This is a genomic window from Caldimonas tepidiphila (assembly GCF_003569765.1).
Lineage (GTDB): Bacteria > Pseudomonadota > Gammaproteobacteria > Burkholderiales > Burkholderiaceae_C > Caldimonas > Caldimonas tepidiphila.
The window spans coordinates 24,761-42,449 of sequence record NZ_QXMG01000015.1 but is presented as its reverse complement, the minus strand read 5'-3'; the positions used below and the strand labels follow the sequence as shown (position 1 = coordinate 42,449).

The 17,689-nt window shown below is 72.5% G+C and carries 16 protein-coding genes; 6 read left to right on the top strand and 10 right to left on the bottom strand.

The window, feature by feature from the left end:
* Nucleotides 1-10: 10 nt before the first annotated feature.
* Genes D3A59_RS12055 through D3A59_RS12035 form a run of 5 tightly spaced genes read right to left on the bottom strand, consistent with a single transcriptional unit; the run spans nt 11 to nt 4,767 of the window.
* Nucleotides 11-511 carry a CinA family protein gene (locus tag D3A59_RS12055; RefSeq protein ID WP_119155180.1) on the bottom strand — a complete coding sequence of 167 codons (501 nt, stop codon included), beginning with the start codon at nt 509-511 and terminating at the stop codon, nt 11-13.
* On the bottom strand, nt 508-1,032 hold the full coding sequence (locus D3A59_RS12050) for a phosphatidylglycerophosphatase A family protein (protein WP_119155179.1): 525 nt from the start codon (nt 1,030-1,032) through the stop codon (nt 508-510). Before D3A59_RS12050 ends, D3A59_RS12055 begins: the two co-directional genes overlap by 4 nt.
* The gene (gene thiL, locus D3A59_RS12045; RefSeq protein WP_119155178.1) at nt 1,029-1,988 is read right to left on the bottom strand and encodes a thiamine-phosphate kinase; all 960 of its coding nucleotides are present in this window, start codon (nt 1,986-1,988) and stop codon (nt 1,029-1,031) included. The genes D3A59_RS12050 and thiL overlap by 4 nt, the downstream gene beginning before the upstream one ends.
* Nucleotides 1,989-2,032: 44 nt before the next feature.
* Entirely contained in the window at nt 2,033-2,680 is a 648-nt protein-coding gene (locus tag D3A59_RS12040; protein WP_119155177.1) for a response regulator transcription factor, read from the bottom strand.
* The gene (locus D3A59_RS12035; protein ID WP_119155176.1) at nt 2,677-4,767 is read right to left on the bottom strand and encodes an ATP-binding protein; all 2,091 of its coding nucleotides are present in this window, start codon (nt 4,765-4,767) and stop codon (nt 2,677-2,679) included. The genes D3A59_RS12040 and D3A59_RS12035 overlap by 4 nt, the downstream gene beginning before the upstream one ends.
* 244 nt (nt 4,768-5,011) lie before the next feature.
* Here D3A59_RS12035 and D3A59_RS12030 point away from each other — a divergent pair, with 244 nt between their 5' ends.
* The 4 genes from D3A59_RS12030 (at nt 5,012) to D3A59_RS26695 (ending at nt 8,589) form a co-directional block, all read left to right on the top strand.
* Nucleotides 5,012-7,306 carry an NADP-dependent malic enzyme gene (locus tag D3A59_RS12030; RefSeq protein WP_119155175.1) on the top strand — a complete coding sequence of 765 codons (2,295 nt, stop codon included), beginning with the start codon at nt 5,012-5,014 and terminating at the stop codon, nt 7,304-7,306.
* 313 nt (nt 7,307-7,619) lie between these two features.
* Nucleotides 7,620-8,000: a guanyl-specific ribonuclease gene (locus tag D3A59_RS12025; protein ID WP_119155232.1), complete on the top strand. Its 381-nt coding sequence runs from the start codon at nt 7,620-7,622 to the stop codon at nt 7,998-8,000.
* Nucleotides 8,001-8,026: 26 nt separating this feature from the next.
* Nucleotides 8,027-8,422, top strand: a complete 396-nt coding sequence (locus tag D3A59_RS12020) for a barstar family protein (protein ID WP_119155174.1) — start codon at nt 8,027-8,029, stop codon at nt 8,420-8,422.
* 41 nt (nt 8,423-8,463) lie between these two features.
* Nucleotides 8,464-8,589, top strand: coding sequence for a hypothetical protein (locus tag D3A59_RS26695; RefSeq protein WP_272868070.1), 126 nt, complete (start codon nt 8,464-8,466; stop codon nt 8,587-8,589).
* A gap of 60 nt (nt 8,590-8,649) precedes the next feature.
* On the opposite strand, the gene rsmA is transcribed toward D3A59_RS26695, so the two are convergent.
* Genes rsmA through D3A59_RS12005 form a run of 3 tightly spaced genes read right to left on the bottom strand, consistent with a single transcriptional unit; the run spans nt 8,650 to nt 13,166 of the window.
* Entirely contained in the window at nt 8,650-9,423 is a 774-nt protein-coding gene (gene rsmA, locus D3A59_RS12015) for a 16S rRNA (adenine(1518)-N(6)/adenine(1519)-N(6))-dimethyltransferase RsmA (RefSeq protein ID WP_119155173.1), read from the bottom strand.
* A gap of 34 nt (nt 9,424-9,457) precedes the next feature.
* Complete coding sequence (locus D3A59_RS12010) at nt 9,458-10,816, bottom strand: peptidylprolyl isomerase (protein WP_119155172.1); 1,359 nt, start codon at nt 10,814-10,816, stop codon at nt 9,458-9,460.
* Nucleotides 10,809-13,166, bottom strand: a complete 2,358-nt coding sequence (locus tag D3A59_RS12005; RefSeq protein WP_240636038.1) for an LPS-assembly protein LptD — start codon at nt 13,164-13,166, stop codon at nt 10,809-10,811. The genes D3A59_RS12010 and D3A59_RS12005 overlap by 8 nt, the downstream gene beginning before the upstream one ends.
* A 171-nt stretch (nt 13,167-13,337) precedes the next feature.
* Here D3A59_RS12005 and D3A59_RS12000 point away from each other — a divergent pair, with 171 nt between their 5' ends.
* Together D3A59_RS12000 and D3A59_RS11995 are read left to right on the top strand one after the other, a co-directional pair.
* The gene (locus D3A59_RS12000; RefSeq protein ID WP_119155231.1) at nt 13,338-14,378 is read left to right on the top strand and encodes an aminoglycoside phosphotransferase family protein; all 1,041 of its coding nucleotides are present in this window, start codon (nt 13,338-13,340) and stop codon (nt 14,376-14,378) included.
* A 13-nt stretch (nt 14,379-14,391) separates the two neighbouring features.
* Nucleotides 14,392-15,138, top strand: a complete 747-nt coding sequence (locus D3A59_RS11995) for a 16S rRNA (uracil(1498)-N(3))-methyltransferase (RefSeq protein ID WP_119155170.1) — start codon at nt 14,392-14,394, stop codon at nt 15,136-15,138.
* A gap of 25 nt (nt 15,139-15,163) precedes the next feature.
* Here D3A59_RS11995 and D3A59_RS11990 read toward each other — a convergent pair whose 3' ends face one another.
* Entirely contained in the window at nt 15,164-16,042 is an 879-nt protein-coding gene (locus tag D3A59_RS11990) for a class I SAM-dependent methyltransferase (protein WP_119155169.1), read from the bottom strand.
* 165 nt (nt 16,043-16,207) lie between these two features.
* Complete coding sequence (locus tag D3A59_RS11985) at nt 16,208-17,677, bottom strand: M20 family metallopeptidase (protein ID WP_119155168.1); 1,470 nt, start codon at nt 17,675-17,677, stop codon at nt 16,208-16,210.
* Between the last annotated feature and the right edge of the window lie 12 nt (nt 17,678-17,689).

The following is a 17,689-nucleotide window of genomic DNA, read 5'->3' as shown; positions in this document are numbered from 1 at the left end:
GCGGGTGGCCTCAGCCCGCCGCCAGCGCCGCGAGGCGCTCGAGCGCATGCGCCACCGTGGCGGCGCGCACCTGGGCCCGGTCGCCGTCGAAGCGGCGGCACTCGGCCAGCGTCTCGCCGCCCTGCCGCGAGAAGCCGAACCAGACGGTGCCCACCGGCTTGGCGGGCGAGCCGCCGCCGGGGCCGGCGACGCCGGTGACGGCCACCGCGAGCTGGGCGCGCGAATGCGCGAGCGCACCCTCGGCCATCGCGCGCGCCACCTCGGCGCTGACCGCGCCGTGCGCCTCGATCTCCGCCGGCGGCACGCCGAGCAGCTCGGTCTTGGCCTCGTTGGCGTAGCTGACGAAGCCGCGCTCGAACCAGTCGCTCGAGCCGGCCACCGCGGTGCAGGCGGCGGCGATCAGCCCGCCCGTGCAGGACTCGGCGGTGGCGAGCCGCCAGCCGCGCGCCTTCAGCGCGGCGGCGAGCGCCTGCACGCGCACGATGGTGGCGGGATCGGTGTCGATCGTCATGCCCAGGCCCTCCACAGCGCGATCACGAGCAGGGTGCAGAACGCCGCGACCAGGTCGTCGGCGAGGATGCCGAAGCCGCCGCGCCAGCCCTCGCCCTTGAAACGGCGGTCGGCCCAGCCGATGGGGCCGGGCTTGGCGGCGTCGAAGAAGCGGAACAGCGCGAAGGCCCACAACTGCGACCAGAACACCAGCCCCTGCGCCGGCGTCGCGATCCACAGCACCAGCCAGAAGCCGATCACCTCGTCCCAGACGATCGAGCCCGGGTCGTTGTCGCCGAGGTGCCGCGCGGTCAGCGTGCAGGCCCACCAGCCGGCGACGAGCGAGGCCGCGAGCAGCAGCGCCCACTGCGCGTCGCCGAGCCAGGGATCGAGCGCGGCGAAGCTCAGCCAGGCCCACAGCGTGCCGACGGTGCCGGGCGCCCTGGGACTCAGGCCGCTGCCGAAGCCGAAGGCGATCCAGTGCGCCGGGTGCGCGGCCATGAAGGGCACCGAAGGACGGACGAAGGGAGGAACTGCAGTCATGAACGGAAATGGTCGAAGCCGGCGAAGGGCGTCTCGAACGGCGCGCCCTGCGCGTCGAGCACCCGCAGCCCGGGCTGCGCGTCGATGCGGCCGATGCGGCTCGCCGCGACGCCGGCCTCGCGGGCGGCGGCGAGCACCGCGTCGTGCCGTGCGGCCGGCGCGGTGAACAGCAGCTCGTAGTCGTCGCCGCCGGCAAGCAGGCACTCGTGCTGCAGCGCGAGCGGCTGGCGCGCGAGCACGGCGCTGCGCGGCAGCGCGTCGGCCTGCACGCTGGCGCCGACGCCCGAGCGCCGCAGGAGGTGGCCGAGGTCGCCGAGCAGGCCGTCGGAGAGGTCGATCGCGCTGCTGGCGATGCCGCGCAAGCCGGTGCCGAGCGCGACGCGCGGCTGCGGCAGCTCCATCGCCGGCCGCACCGCATCGAAGTCGTCGCCGGGCAGCGCGACCGTGCCGCGGAAGGCCTCCAGCGCGAGCCGCGCGTCGCCGAGCCGCCCGCTGACCCACAGCTCGTCCCCGGCGCGCGCGCCCGAGCGCAGCAGCGCCTGCCCGGCCGGCACCTCGCCGTAGACGGTGATCGAGATCGCGAGCGGCCCGCCGGTGGTGTCGCCGCCGACGAGCTCGCAGCCGTGCGCGTCGGCCAGCGCGAGCAGCCCCTGCGCGAAGCGCTCGAGCCACGCCGCGTCGACGCGCGGCAGCGTCAGCGCGAGCGTGAAGGCCAGCGGCGTGGCGCTGCAGGCGGCGAGGTCCGACAGGTTCACCGCCAGCGCCTTGTGGCCGAGCCGCTCGGGCGGCACCGTGGACAGGAAGTGCCGGCCCTCGACCAGCGTGTCCACCGAGGTGGCGAGCTGCATGCCGGCGCCGATCGACAGCAGCGCGCAGTCGTCGCCCACGCCCAGGTCGGCGCGCCGCACCGGGCGCTTGAAAAAGCGGTCGATCAGGTCGAATTCACCGAGGCTCATGATCGGGATTGTCGCCGAGCGCCCGGGCGCGCCCCGGCCCGTCCTCACAGCCGCAGGTCGCGCAGCAGGTTGGCGAGTTCGACCGCGGACTTCACGTCCATCTTCTCGAACACGCGCGAGCGGTGCACCTCGACCGTGCGCACGCTGATGTCGAGCTCGTCGGCGATCAGCTTGTTGGGCCGGCCCTCGATCACGAGGCGCATCACGTCGCGCTCGCGCTCGGTCAGCTCCGCGAGGCGCCGCTGCACCAGCTCGACGCCGCGGCGTGCCGCCAGCACGCCCGCGCTGTGCGCCAGCGCCTGCTCGACGCGGTCGACCAGCGCGTTGTCCGAGAAGGGCTTCTCGACGAAGTCGAAGGCGCCGCGCTTGACGGCGCTGACCGCGGTCGGCACGTCGGCGTGCCCGGTCAGGAAGATCACCGGCATCTGCTCGATCAGCCCGCGCTCGATCAGCCGGTCGAACAAGGCCAGGCCGCTCATGCCGGGCATGCGCACGTCGAGCAGCAGGCAGCAGGGGTCGCGCTGCGTCCAGCCCGCGGGCCGCTTGTCGAGCATCGCCTCGAAGGCCTCGGCCGAGGCGTAGCCCTCGGACAGCAGCCGCCGCGAGCGCAACAGCCAGGCCAGCGCGTCGCGCAGCACGTCCTCGTCGTCGACGAGGTAGACGGTGGGAATGGATGGACCGCTCGGACTCATCGGATCTCCTGGGAGGGGGTCGGAATGTCGGCTGCCGGCGCCCGACGCGGCGCGCCGCGCGCCGCCGCCGGGGCCTCCGCCGGCAGCGTGAAGCAGAACTCGGTGCCGCCGCCGGCCAGCGGCTCCCGGTTCTCGAAGCTCAGCGCGCCGCCGTGCTGCTCGATCACGGTGCGGCACAGGCTCAGGCCCAGCCCCATGCCCTCGGTCTTGGTGGTGAAGAAGGGCGTGAAGAGCTGCTGCGCGACCTCCTCGGGCACGCCCGCGCCGCGGTCGATCACCGAGAAGCGCACCCAGCGCTCGTTCGATCGCCGCACCCGCAGCGTCAGCACGCGCTGCGCGGCCGGCATCTCCTCCATCGCCTGGATCGCGTTGCGCGTGAGGTTCAGCAGCACCTGCTCGACCATCGTGCGGTCGCACACCACGCGCGGCATCGGCTCGGGCGCCACCGGCAGGTCGAGCTCGATGCGGGTGCCGGTCTTGCGTGCCTGCAGCCGCACCAGCGGCAGCACCGCGTCGAGCAGCAGGTCGGCACGGACCGTCTCGCGTGCCTGCTCGCGCCGGCGCACGAAATTGTGCACGCTCTTGATGATGCGCCCGGCGCGCTCGGCCTGCTCGGCGACGCGCTCGATCGCGCCGCGGATCGCGTCGAGCGTGCTGGGATCGGGCGGCCCCTCGCGCAGCAGGTTGATCGAGCCGGTGGCGTAGCTCGAGATCGCGGCGAGCGGCTGGTTGAGCTCGTGGCTGAGCAGCGAGGCCATCTCGCCGATCGTCGCCAGCCGCGCGGTGGCCTGCAGCTTCTCCTGCTGATGGCGCGACAGCTCCTCGGCGCGGCGCTGCGCGCTGACGTCGAGCACCGCGCTCATCCAGCCGGTCTGCACGCCCCTGCTGCCCACGAGCGGCGCCTCGTAGACCACGACGGGGAAGCGCTCGCCGTTCTTGCGCATGAAGGTGGTCTCGAAGCCGTCGCGCGGCGGCGCGTCGCCCGACAGCCGCGCGGCCTGGCGGCGCGCGTACTCCTCGGCCATCTCGGGCGGCCAGTACGGCGGCGGGCTGTGCTCCAGCAGCTCCTGCGGCGTGAAGCCCACCATCTCGCAGAAGGCCGGGTTGACGTAGGTGATGCGGCCGCGGAGGTCGCGCGCGCGCAAGCCCGTGACGAGCGAGTCCTCCATCGCCTTGCGGAAGGCGAGCGCCTCGCCGAGCGCCCGCTCGACCGCGCCGCGCTTGCCGACATCGCGCACCAGCAGCACGACCACCGCCGCGAGCGCCAGCGACAGGCCCATCACCAGCGCGGTGGCGAGGTTGGGGATCAGGTCCGGCGCGCCCGCCGTGCTGTTGACGCGCAACTGCAGCATGCCGCCGGGCAGGTCGATCAGGCGCTGCGCCACGAACACGCCCTGGCCGCGCACCATGCTGCCGGCACGCGCCAGCCGCGTGCCGTCGCCGTCGATGAAGGACAGCTCGTGGCGCTGCATGATCGCGTGCGGGACCGTCTCGCTGAGCAGGGCCTGCAGCGAGTAGGTGGCGACGACGAAGCCCGCGTGCCTGCCGCCCTCGGTCACCGGCGCGCAGACGTCCATCGCCTCCAACCCCATGCCGGTGCTCTGCGGCACGAAGTAGCTGCGCGAGTAGACCGGGCCCGACAGCCGCAGCGCCGCGCCGCAGGCCAGCGCCGAGTCGGCGTCGATGTCCTTGCGCGGCATCATGCTGAAGACCGGGGGGCGGTAGGGCGAGTCGACCGCGAGGTGCACCTGGCCTTGCGCGTCGCGCCACTCCACCCGCACCAGTTCGCGCCGCCCGCGCAGCAGCTCGGTCGCCTCCGTTCGCCAATGGGGCGGCAGCGGCTCGCTCCACATCAGCGCCTGCAGGCTCTGCAGGTCGCGGTTGAGGCTGCGCTTGATGTCGCCGGCGGCCTCGCTCGCGGCCTCGTCGACATGCGCCTGCGCCTGGCCCGACTCGTAGTCGAGCGTCAGCCGCACCAGCGCGGTCTGCGCCACCATCAGCAGACCCACCAGCGCCGTCCACAGCAGGACGCGGCGCAGGTTGTGGGCCCGCCCTGGCGGCGACGGGTTCACGGAATCGGACATCATGGGATTGTGCGTTGCAGGCGGATACGCCCGATGATCGCCGCCCCGCTGCCCCTGCGGACTACGCAGCATTGCGCATCCCGCCCCTTCATGCAGAGAATGCATGAGGCCATGCGAAACGCATTCGCCGAAGGCGGCGCCGACGGGGCCTGCACTTCCTACAATGCCTGTCCCCCCCGGAGCCTCCGGCCGGCGGGCTCCTGTCGAGCCCGTGCCGGCGGCCAGCATCCCCCCGAGAAGGAAAGCAATGTCCTCCGCCGAAGAAAAGCGTGCCCAGCTGCGCCGTGCCGCGCTCGAATACCACGAGTTCCCCACTCCCGGCAAGGTCGCGATCGCCGCGACCAAGTCGCTGGTCAACCAGCGCGACCTGGCGCTGGCCTATTCGCCGGGCGTCGCCTTCGCCTGCGAGGAGATCGTCGCCGATCCGGCCAACGCCTTCCGCTACACCTCGCGCGGCAACCTGGTGGCCGTCATCACCAACGGCACCGCGGTGCTGGGCCTGGGCGACATCGGGCCGCTCGCGGCCAAGCCGGTGATGGAAGGCAAGGGCGTGCTCTTCAAGAAGTTCGCCGGCATCGACGTGTTCGACATCGAGGTCAACGAGAAGAACCTCGACAAGCTGGTGGACATCATCGCGGCGCTGGAGCCCACCTTCGGCGGCGTGAACCTCGAGGACATCAAGGCGCCGGACTGCTTCTACGTCGAGCGCTGCTTGCGCGAGCGCATGAAGATCCCCGTCTTCCACGACGACCAGCACGGCACCGCGATCGTCGTCGGCGCCGCGCTGCTCAACGGGCTGAAGGTGGTCGGCAAGGACATCACGAAGGTCAAGCTCGTGACCTCGGGCGCGGGTGCGGCCGCACTCGCCTGCCTGAACCTGCTCGTCAAGCTCGGGCTGCCGCGCGAGAACATCTGGGTGACCGACCTCGCCGGCGTCGTCTACGAAGGCCGCACCGAGCTGATGGACCCGGACAAGGCGCAGTTCGCGCAGCCGACCAATCAGCGCTCGCTCGCCGAGGTGATCGAGGGCGCCGACGTGTTCCTGGGCCTGTCCGCCGGCGGCGTGCTCAAGCCGGCGATGGTGGCGAAGATGGCCGAGCGGCCGATGATCTTCGCGCTCGCCAACCCGACGCCCGAGATCCTGCCCGAGGAAGTCAAGGCGGTGCGCGACGACGCGATCATGGCCACCGGCCGCACCGACTACCCGAACCAGGTCAACAACGTCCTGTGCTTCCCCTACATCTTCCGCGGCGCGCTCGACTGCGGCGCGACGACGATCACCGACGAGATGGAGGTCGCGGCCGTGCACGCGATCGCCGAGCTCGCGCAGGCGGAGCTGAGCGAGGTCGTCGCCGCGGCCTACGCGGGCGCGACCCTGTCCTTCGGGCCCGAGTACCTGATCCCGAAACCGTTCGATCCGCGGCTGATGATCAAGATCGCGCCGGCGGTGGCGAAGGCCGCGGTCGAGTCAGGCGTGGCGCTGCGTCCGATCGAGGACATGGACGCCTACCGCGAGAAGCTGCAGAGCTTCGTCTACGCCTCGGGCACGACGATGAAGCCGATCTTCCAGGTCGCCAAGCGCGCCGCGAACAAGCGCATCGCCTACGCCGAGGGCGAGGAGGAGCGCGTGCTGCGCGCGGTGCAGATCGTCGCCGACGAGAACCTCGCGCGCCCGGTGCTGATCGGCCGTCCCGGCATCATCGCGCAGCGCATCGAGCGCTTCGGGCTGCGGCTGCAGGAGGGCCGCGACTACGACGTGGTCAACACCGACTACGACCCGCGCTACCGCGACTACTGGCAGACCTACCACCGCATGATGGAGAGGAAGGGCGTCACGCAGCAGCTCGCGAAGATCGAGATGCGCCGCCGCCTGACGCTGATCGGCGCGATGATGCTGCACAAGGGCGAGGTCGAGGGCATGCTGTGCGGCACCTGGGGCACGACCTCGATGCACCTCGCGCATGTCGACCAGGTCATCGGCCGGCGCGAGGGCGTCAACACCTACGCGGCGATGAACGGGCTGTTCCTGCCCAACCGTCAGGTCTACCTCGTCGACACCCACGTCAACTACGACCCGAGCGCGGCGCAGATCGCCGAGATCACCGTGCTTGCGGCCGAGGAGATGATGCGCCTCGGGCTGCAGCCCAAGGCCGCGCTGCTGAGCCACTCGAACTTCGGCACCAGCAGCCAGCCCTCGGCGGTGAAGATGCGCGAGGCGCTCGAGTTGCTGCGCCAGCAGGCGCCGTGGCTCGAGGTCGACGGCGAGATGCACGGCGACGCGGCGCTCGACGCGGCCTACCGCGGCCAGCTGATGCCGCACAGCACCCTCACGGGCGAGGCCAACCTGCTGGTGCTGCCGAACATCGACGCGGCCAACATCGCCTACAACCTGCTGAAGACCGCGGCCGGCGGCGGCATCGCGCTCGGCCCGATCCTGCTCGGCGCGGCCAAGCCGGTGAACATCCTGACGCCGTCGGCGACGGTGCGCCGCATCGTCAACATGACCGCGCTGACGGTCGCCGACGCCAGCGCGCTGCGCTGAAGCCGCGCTGCGGGCGCACCGCCCCCACGGGGGCGGCGCCCGCGTGCGCCGCCGCCAAGCGTCCGCGGATCGGTGCGGCGCGTGGCGGCAGGCACGCGGGCGGCGTGAGGAATCTCACGCGAGAATGTTTTCCCGCCGTTTCAGCCAAGTCGGCGCCCACTCGCGGCGCGCCGAATAGCCTTCCATTGCTGCTGAAAATTGAGGCAAACCCTTGTGAATCCGGCCCCGATTCGTTACCATGCCGGGCTTCAGGATTCAGGGGAAACCCGTGGCAACCGCTGTCGGGCCACTTCGGTGGCAGTCGCTCCGCAAAATGGGGGTCGCTGCCATCGCGGTTGCGGCGCTTGCCCTCGCTCCCGCCACGGGACTGGCCCGCAGCCACTCCGAGCAAGCGCCTGCCGATTCCCAGGTCGTCAACCTGGCGGAACTGCCCCGCCAAGCCAAGGACACTCACCGTCTGATTCTATCCGGCGGTCCGTTTCCGTATGACAAGGACGGCACGGTGTTCGGAAACCGCGAGAGGCTGCTGCCGGCAAAGAAGCGCGGTTACTACCGTGAATACACGGTGAAGACACCGGGCGGGCGGGACCGCGGCGCACGGCGCATCGTGTGCGGCGGCCCGCAAGCGACGACTCCCGAAGCCTGTTACTACACCGACGATCACTACGCGAGTTTTCGCCGGATCGTCGACTGAATTCGTTCATTGAGGGGATCGTGACCATGCAGTTGCAGACCGTCCGTCCGAACATCGTGCAGTCGATCCGCGCCTATCGCGTGGAAGACCTGATGGACGCCGCACAGGTGGCCGGGCAGCACTTCCTGTATGCCAACCTGGCGCATACGCAGACCAAGCAGGAAGTGCTCGAGTGCATTGCCGAGTCCTTCCTGTTCCCGGCGCACTTCGGAAAGAACTTCGACGCGCTCTACGACTGCCTGACCGACCTGGTGCACAAGGCCGGCCCCCAGCCCGGCTTCGTCGTCGTGCTGGAGCAACTCCCGGACAGCCCCCGCTTCGACCGCGAGGCGCGCGAGCAGCTGCTCGACGTCTTCCGCGATGCCGCCGATTTCTGGGCGGAGCGGAAGGTCTCGTTCAGGTGCTTCTATTCTTTTCTGTAGCCCGCTCCCAGGAAAACGGGTCATGGGAGCGGGCCAGGGAAATGGCCCAGATCGAAGCCGCCGCCAAGCCGGCCTCGAAGTCGAAGAACGCGGCGCCGAGCTTCGGCGTGCACATGCCGCTGATGAGCAGCGCCTTCGACACCGCCTGCTGGCTGAGCGCCGCCTGAGCGCGGCCGGTACCGCAGCCGCCAGGCAAGAGCCCGCCCCTCCGGCGGGCTCTTCGCTTTTCAGGCGTCCGGCGAGGCCGCCACCCGCTGCGCGAGCGCGACGTACTCGGCCACCGGCACCTCCTCGGCGCGGCGCTGCACGTCGAAGTCGCCGCCCATGCCGCGCGCCTCGAGCCAACGGCCGAGCGTGTGGCGCAGCAGCTTCCTGCGCTGCGAGAACGCCACCGTGACGAGCTCGGACAGCAGCGGCAGCGGCAGCTCGGGCGGCTGCGCCAGCGGCACCATGCGCACCACGGCCGAGTCGACGCGCGGCGGCGGATCGAAGGCCTCGGGCGGCACCTCGAACAGCGACTCGATCTCGTAGCGCCACTGCAGCATCACGCTCAGGCGCCCGTAGTCGGCGTGGCCGGGGCCGGCCGCCATGCGGTCCACCACCTCCTTCTGCAGCATGAAGTGCTGGTCCTCGATCGCGTCCACGTGGTCGAGCAGGTGGAAGGCGATCGGCGAGGAGATGTTGTAGGGCAGGTTGCCGACCACGCGCAGCTTGGCGCCCGCCTCGGCGGCGAGCGCCGTGAAGTCGACCTTCAGCACGTCGGACTCGACCACGCGCAGCTCGGGGCGGCGGCGCAGCCGCGCCGCGAGGTCGCGGTCGAGCTCGATCACGGTCAGGCGCTCGCAGCGCTCGACCAGCGGGTCGGTCAGCGCGCCGAGGCCCGGGCCGATCTCGACCAGCGCCTGGCCGGGTTGCGGGTCGATCGCGTGCACGATCGAGTCGGTGTAGCTGCTGTCGGCGAGGAAATGCTGGCCGAAGCGCTTGCGGGGCTGGTGCTTCACGCGGTCGCCGCCCTTCCGTGAGAGGTCCGGTGCTTCATTGCGGGTCCTCCCGCAGCTCGATGTAGGCGCGCTCGCGCACCTCGCGCGCCCAGTCCTCGTAGGCGGCCTCCGACTTCTGCGCGCGCAGCGCGTTGCGCGCCATCTCGCGCTGCTGGCGCGGCTCGATCTGCAGCTCGCGCCGGGCCTCGAGCTGCACCAGGTGCGCGCCGAAGCGCGATACGAAGGGCTCCGAGAGCCCGCCGGGCTGCAGCGTCTCGAGCACGCGCTCGAACTCCGGCACGAACTGGCCTGGGCCCGCCCAGCCGAGGTCGCCGCCCTGCGCGGCGCTGCCGTCCTCCGAGTGCTGGCGCGCCAGCGACTCGAAGCTTGCCGTGCCGGCCAGGAGGCGGCGGCGCATGTCGGCGAGCTGGCGCAGCGCGGCGCTCTGGTTGCGCTGCGGCGACAGGCGCAGCAGGATGTGGCGCGCGCGGTTCTGCGTCACGGTCAGCGCCCCCTCGCGACGCTCGACCAGCTTCAGCACGTGGAAGCCCGCCCCGGAGCGCAGCAGCTGGGGCGCGAGCTGGCCCGGCTGCAGCCCCTTGACCGCCTGCACGAAGAGCTCCGGCAGGCGATCGGCGGGACGCAGGCCGAGCTCGCCGCCCTGCTCCTTCGCGCCGTCGGAGAAGCGCTGCACGAGCTGCTCGAAGGGCTGGCCGGCGCGCGCCTGCGCCAGCGCCTGCTCGGCCCGTTCGCGGCGCTGGGCCACCTCGGCCTCGCTTGCCCCCTCGGGCACCGCGACCAGCACCTGCGCGATGTTGTAGGAGGCCGCCGGGGCGGCGCCGCCGCGCTGCTCGGCGAGGAACCTGTCGATCTCCTGCTCGCTGACCCGGATGCGCGCCTGCACCTCGCGCTCGCGCACGCGCTGCAGCAGCAGCTCGTCGCGCAGGTTGGCGCGGAAGCGCGCGTAGTCCAGCCCCTCCTTGCGCAGCCGCTCGCGCAGCTCGGCCGGCGTGAGCTGGTTCTGCGCCGCCACCGCCGCCACCGCGCGGTCGATCTCGGCCTCGTCGACCCGCACCCCGCTCTCGCGGGCATGGGCGAGCTGCGCCCGCTCGTCGATCAGCGCCTCGAGCACCTCGCGGCGCAGCTCCTCCGGCGGCGGCAGGCGCTGCCCGCTGCGCGCCGCCTCCTGCCGCGCCCTGGCGATGCGCTGCTGCACCTCGGCATTGGTCACCAGCTCCTGGCCGACCACCGCGACGATGAAGTCCGCGGTGCGGGGGGCGCTGGCGGCGGCGGCCCGGGAGCCGGCGGCGCCCTGCGCCGCCACGGGCGCGGCCGGCAGCGCGAAGGCCGCCAGCAGCGCCGCCGCGGCGGCGACGCGACGCGACGCGCGGCGGGAATCGAAAAGACTATTCATAGGACACAGGGGTTCCGGTGGGCCGCCGCGTCTCTTCGCGCAGCAGCTGGTAGCCGGGGATGTTAGCCCGCAACACCCCGAGCGGATTGGAGCCGAGCCGCGACAGCCCCACGAACTCGAGCTGGAACATCAGCCGCGTGGTCGCCTCGCGCTGGCCGGTGGAGGTGCGCACGGCGACGAGCCGGCCGATCCAGCAGCCCGAGTCGTACTCGAAGCCGAGGATCGAGTCGACGAGCCGGCGCTCGCGCGCGCTGAAGTTGACGCGGCCGACGCTGTACCAGGCGCCGGCGCACTCCGTGCCCCCGCCGCCGGCCGTGCTGCCGCGCGCCTGTCCGTACACCGGCCACTGCCAGCCGATGTCGAGCTGCTCGCTGGCGTCCTTGGCGAAGCGGTAGTTGGCGCCGACGGTGCGGAACGGCCCCGGCGAGTAGCGCACGCTGAAGATCGAGCGCGTCACGGACTGCGTCTCGAGGTGGTACTGCAGCGTGCCGCCGAAGTTCCAGTCCGGCACCAGGCCGGTAGAGCCGAGCACGAGCAGGTCGCCGAAGCGGTCGGTGTAGGGCACGCCGGTGCCGGTGATGCGCTGGTCGCGCAGCAGCATGCGCTGCACGATGCCGAGCCGCAGCGCCTCGGCCCCGCTGCCCTCGGCGACGTAGCGCGTCGTCGCGCCGGCGGTGAGCTGGTGCGCGTCCGAGACCCGGTCGACGCCGGAGAAGGCGTTCTCGGAGAAGATCGTGTAGAAGTTCTCGTCCAGCGGCGCGGAATCGAAGTTGGGCAGCAGCAACTGCTGCGCGCGGTAGGGCCGGTTCACGTACAGCAGCCGCGGCTCCAGCGTCTGCAGGTAGCGCCGCCCGAACCACTCGGCGTCGCGCTCGAACACCGCGCCGCTGTCGACGCTCACGCCCGGGATCATCCGCGCGGCCTCGCGCCGCCCGTCGGCCATCGGGCTGTCGAGGGAGTAGCTGGCGGCGTTGAAGCTCAGGCGCGGCGTGACGTACCAGCCGGCGTCGCCGAAGCGGCGGCTGACGGCGCCGATCGCATGCACGCGGGAGCCCTCGACCTTGCCCGGCACGAGGCCGGCGTCCGGATGCTCGAAGCGGTTGAACTCGCTCTCGAAGTCGAAGCGCCAGCGCGCCCATTCGGCCGTGCCCAGCCGCGCGCCGATCTGGGGCGCGCGCGCGTAGGGCGCGTCGATCAGCGCCTCCGGGTCCTGCAGCACCTGCCAGTCCTGCCCCCGCGCATACAGCGACCAGCCGCCGCGCTGCCAGTCGAGGCGGCCGTCGGTCGGCAGCAGGCGCGGCGTCAGCACCTGGGAGCCGCGCGGGAAGTCGTTGATGCCGCGGGAGAAGTCCTTCCAGTAGGCATCGTCGGAGACGCGCCGCGACCAGAACCGGTACTGCACATCGGCAGGCAGCGCGCCCCGGTGGTCCAGCGACAGCGCGTGGCGCTCGCTGCCGGTCAGGTTGTCGCGCGGCACCGCGAACAGGCCGGCCTCGCCCGCGTGATCGGGCGTCAGGTAGCGGAACTCGCTGCCGAGCGCCGCACCGCGCTTGGTGATCAGCGCCGGCGTGAAGGTGGCGTCGAGGTTGGGCGCGATGTTCCAGTAGTAGGGCACCGCGACCTCGAAGCCGCTCTTGCTGTCGAGGTTGAGCGTCGGCGGCAGCCACCCGGACTTGCGCCCCTCGCCGAGCGGGAAGCTCAGCCAGGGCACCGCCAGGATCGGCACGTCGTAGAAGCGCAGCACCGCGCCCTCGGCCACGCCCTCGTTGTTCTCGAAGTCGAAGCGCACGCGATCGGCGCGCAGCAGCCAGGCGTAGCTGCCCTCGTCGTCTGGGGTGCAGCTCGACCAGGTGGCCCCGGTCGCGGCGAGGCGCCGCTGGCCGAGGAAGTCCACCCGTTCGGCCTGCCCCCCCGCGCCGAGCAGCCCGAAGTAGTAGCTCGGGCTGGCGAAGAAGCCCTCGTAGCTCTCGGTCTGCAGCTCCAGCTCCGGCCCGCTGTAGCGGTTGCCGTCCTGCGTGACGAGCACGTTGCCGCGGGCGCGCGCGAGGTCGCGCGGATGGTCGTAGCGGATCTGGTCTGCGCGGATCGACACCGGCCCGCGCGTGAGCTCGACCTCGCCCTCGGCCACCGTCTCGATGTCGGGGCGGCCCTCGATGCGGCGCGCGCGCACCGTGATCGGCAGCGCCTCCCCGTCCGGCTGCCCCGCGCCGACCCTGCCGACCCCGCCGGCCTCCTGGGCATGCAGGGGCCAGGGCGCGGCCAGCGCCGCGGCGGCCGCAAGGACGGCACGGGTGAGCCGGCTCAGGCGCGCGGCCGGGCAGCGGGAGACGGGACGGTGGGCAGTGCGCAACAAGGCGTGACGGGCGGCAGTTGGCGGATCAGGGGCGCAGCGGCCGCCTGGGGCCTTGCGCACGGGGCGGTTTGTAGAATCGATTATTTCACGAGCCCCCGGCCGCGCCGGTGCCCGCGACCCTGCGGGCAAGGCTCGCCGCCGGCCCCCCCTCCGCTTTCCAGCCCCGCCATGACCACCGACTCCCGCGCCGCCGCCCCCGTGTGGACCGACGACGACCGCCGCCTCGCCTTCGAACGCTGGCTCGCCTCGCTGGGCGAGCATGGCGTCGACCCGGCAAGCGTGCGCCCCGCCAGCGCCGACGCCAGCTTCCGGCGCTACTTCCGCATCGACACCGCGCAGGGCACGCGCATCATGATGGACGCGCCGCCCGCGCACGAGAACTGCACGCCCTTCGTGCAGGTCGCCGGCCTGCTGCGCGGCGCCGGCCTGAACGCGCCCGAGGTGCTGGACTGGAACCAGGCCGAGGGCTTCATGCTGCTGAGCGACCTCGGCGACACCACCTACCTGTCGCGGCTCGACGCGAAGACCGCGCCCGCGCTCTACCGCGAGGCGAGCGAGGCGCTCGTGAAGCTGCAGGGCATCGCCGCCGAGGACGCGGTGCCGGCCTACGACCGGGAGCTGCTGATGCGCGAGCTGCAGCTCTTCCCCGACTGGTACGTCGGCAGGCACGCGGGCATCACGCTCGACGACACGCAGCGCCAGCAGCTCGCGCAGACCTTCGAGCTGATCCTCGCGAACAACCTCGCGCAGCCGCGCGTGCTGGTGCACCGCGACTACCACTCGCGCAACCTGATGGTCACGGACGCCGGCCCCGGCATCCTCGACTTCCAGGACGCGGTCTGGGGCCCGGTCACCTACGACCTCGTCTCGCTGCTGCGCGACGCCTATGTCGACTGGGAGGAGGAGGAGCAGATCGACTGGGCCATCCGCCACTGGGAGCGCGCGCGCAAGGCGGGCCTGCCGGTCGACGCGGACTTCGGCCAGTTCTGGCGCGACTTCGAGTGGATGGGCCTGCAGCGCCAGCTCAAGGTGCTGGGCATCTTCTGCCGCCTCAACTACCGCGACGGCAAGGACGGCTACCTGAAGGAGTTGCCGCGCGTGTGGCGCTACGCGCACCGCGTCGCGATGCGCTACAACGGGCTCGGCGCGCTCGCGCAGCTGCTCGAGCAGGCCGCCGGCGAGGCGCGCGACTACGGCTACAGCTTCTGAGCGGGCGCCGCCGATGCCGCGCATCCATGCCGAGCTGCCGCTCGCCGAAGGCGCCACCGTGCTGCTGCCGCCCGCGGCCGCGCGCCACGTGCAGGTGCTGCGCCTGCAGCCGGGCGAGGCGCTGACCCTCTTCAACGGCGAGGGCGGCGAATGGGCCGCCAGCGTCACCCGCATGGGCCGCAGCGACGTCGAGGTGCGGGTGGGCCTTCATGCGCCGCTCGACCGCGAGAGCGCGCAGGCGGTGACGCTCGCGCTCGGCATGCCGGCCAACGAGCGCATGGACTGGCTGGTCGAGAAGGCCACCGAGCTCGGCGTCGCCGCGATCCAGCCCCTGATGACCGAGCGCTCGGTGCTGCGCCTCTCCGGCGAGCGCGCCGACAAGAAGGTGGCGCACTGGCGCGCGGTGGCGGTGGCGGCCGCCGAGCAGTGCGGCCGCACCCGGGTGCCCGCGATCGGGCCGGTGCGCTCGCTCGCCGACTGGCTGCGCCAGCCGCCGCCCGAGGCCGGGCTGGACCTGGTGCTGAGCCTGCGCGAGGCGCGGCCGCTGGCCGAGCGCGTCGCGCCGGCCCGCCGCGCCGGGCGCCTGCCGCCGCTGCGACTGCTCAGCGGCCCCGAGGGCGGCCTGAGCGCCGCCGAGGAGGACGCCGCCCGCGCGGCCGGCTTCGCGCCGGTGAGCCTCGGCGCGCGCGTGCTGCGCGCCGAGACCGCGCCACTGGCGGTGCTGGCCTGGCTGGAACTAGACGCGCCCGCCGCGGGCTGATCCGCCGCTCGCCGGCAGGCCGCCCTCAGTGCGGCAGGCCCGCCTCCCGCGCCTCGATCCGGTACAGCGCATAGAGCGGCACGCCCCAGAACCAGCGGAACAGCGGCCCGAGCTGCGCATACGGGAAGCCGTAGTCCTCCATCACGCTGTACTGCCAGCCGAGCCGCAGCCGCGGGTGCGGCTCGGTCAGCTCGGCGAGCCGGCTCAGCCCCCAGGTGAACTGCGCGCCGGTCTGCCGCACCGAGGGGTTGAGCTCGGCATGCCCCGGCGCCAGCCAGCTCATCGCGTCCAGCACCAGCTGCGAGCCCTCGGGCGCGCGCTCGCCGAAGCAGCGCAGCAGCGCCTGCACCTGCTCGGGCTGCAGGTACATCAGCACGCCTTCGCAGATCAGCAGCACTGGCGGCGCGCCGGGTCCGGAGGCCAGCCCGAGCCGGTCCCACCAGTCGCAGTCGGTCAGGTCCACCGGGCGGCAGCGGCGACGCCGGCACTCCGGCAGCGCCAGCCGGCTGCGCAGCGCCACCACCTCCGGCAGGTCAGCGTCGATCCAGTGGTTGCGCCCGTTGTCGAGCCACTGGAAGTAGTCGGCGAGGCCGCAGCCGAGGCTGACGCCGAGCCCCTGCGGATGCCGGGCGAAGAAGGCGCGGGCCTGCTCGCGGAACAGCGCGGTGCGCACCAGCACGCCGAACACGGTGACCTCGTCGTCCAGCCAGCGCCGGCCGTCGTCGCCGAGCAGCGCGAGCGCGTCGGCGGCATGCCCGTCGTGCACGTCGAGCGCCGGGAAGCGCCGTCCGCCCCAGGCGCGCGCGGCCAGCGGGATCGCGAGCGTCGAAGGCACCGCCGACAAGGTCGGCACGAGGTACGACTGCGGCGGCGCTTCGCTGCGCTGGCGTCGCGGTGAATTCATGCGCTGCCCCCTCCTGGATGCGTACGACTTTTCCCCGGTGGCAGGAAGGACGGTCGGCCGCGCGCGGCGGAGAGCCCCTGCCCGGGAGCCCCCCAGTTTACGGGCGGCGGGCATGCCCGCATGCCAGAAGCCCTGTGCGACGCCGCGCCCCGGCAGCCCGCCCGCTCAGGGCTGCGCGGCGATCACCTGCGCCACCGCGGCGGTGAGCTTCTTGCCGTAGGGCACGTGCAGGAACTCGTTGGGCCCGTGCGCATTGCTCTTGGGGCCCAGCACGCCGCAGACCAGCATCTGCGCCGCCGGGAAGCCCTGGCTGAGCATGTTCATCAGCGGGATCGTGCCGCCCTGGCCGATGTAGCCGCAGGGCGCGCCGAAGTGGTCCCTAGAAGCGGCGTGGACCGCGTCCTCCAGCCAAGGCGCGATCGCCGGCGCATTCCAGCCGGTCGCCCCCTGCGCGCCGACCCGGCCGTCGGCGGCGAAGGTCACGCGCGCGTTGTAGGGCGCGTTGTCCTCCAGCAGCGCCTTCAGCCGCTGCGCCGCCTCGTTGCCGTCCACGAGCGGCGGCAGCCGCAGGCTGAGCTTGAAGGCGGTGTAGGGCCGCAGCACGTTGCCGGCGTTGGCGAGCGAGGGCAGCCCGTCGGCGCCGGTGACGCTCAGCGTCGGGCGCCAGGTGCGGTTGAGCAGCGCCTCGACCGGGTCGGTGGTGGTCGGCAGCGCGAAGGCTCCGTCGGCGCCGCAGGCCCAGGGATAGCGTTTCCACACTTCGTCGCCGAGGATCGCCGCGGTCGCCCGCGCCTGCTCCAGCCGGTCCGCCGGGATCTCGCAGTGGAAGGCTTGCGGCAGCAGCCGGCCGGTGCGGCTGTCCTCCAGCCGGTCGAGCACCTGTCGCAGGATCCTGAAGCTCGAGGGCACCAGCCCGCTCGCGTCGCCGGAATGCACGCCCTCGGTGAGGATCTCGACCTTCAGCGTGCCGGTGACGTTGCCGCGCAGCGAGGTGGTGAGCCAGAGCTGGTCGTAGTTGCCGGCGCCCGAGTCCAGGCAGACGACGAGGCCGACCTGCCCGAGCCGGTCCTTCAGGGCGTCGAGATAGGCCGGCAGGTCGCCCGAGCCGCTCTCCTCGCAGGTCTCGATCAACCCGACGCAGCGCGGATGCGGGATGCCCTGCTTCTGCAGCGCCAGGATCGCGGTGATCGACGCGTAGACCGCGTAGCCGTCGTCGGCGCCGCCGCGGCCGTAGAGCCGGCCGTCCTCGTACTTCGGCGTCCAGGGGCCGAGGTCGGAGCGCCAGCCGCTGAACTCGGGCTGCTTGTCGAGGTGGCCGTAGAACAGCACGGTGTCGGTGCTGCCGGACTTCGTCGCCGGCACCTCGAAGAACAGCACCGGCGTGCGGCCCTCGATGCGCACGACCTCGAGCTTCAGGCCCGGCACCTTCTTGCCCTCGACCCAGGCAGCGGCGTCGCGCACGACGCGCTCGATGTGGCCGTTGCGGACCCAGTCGGGGTCGAACATCGGGCTCTTGGCGGGAATGCCGATGTAGTCGGTGAGCGCCGGGACGATCTCGCGGTCCCAGGTGGCATCGACGAAGTCGGCCAGGGCGGCGGTGTCGAGCGCCGCCGGGGCGGTGACGGTGGGGTTCATGCGCGGCTCCTT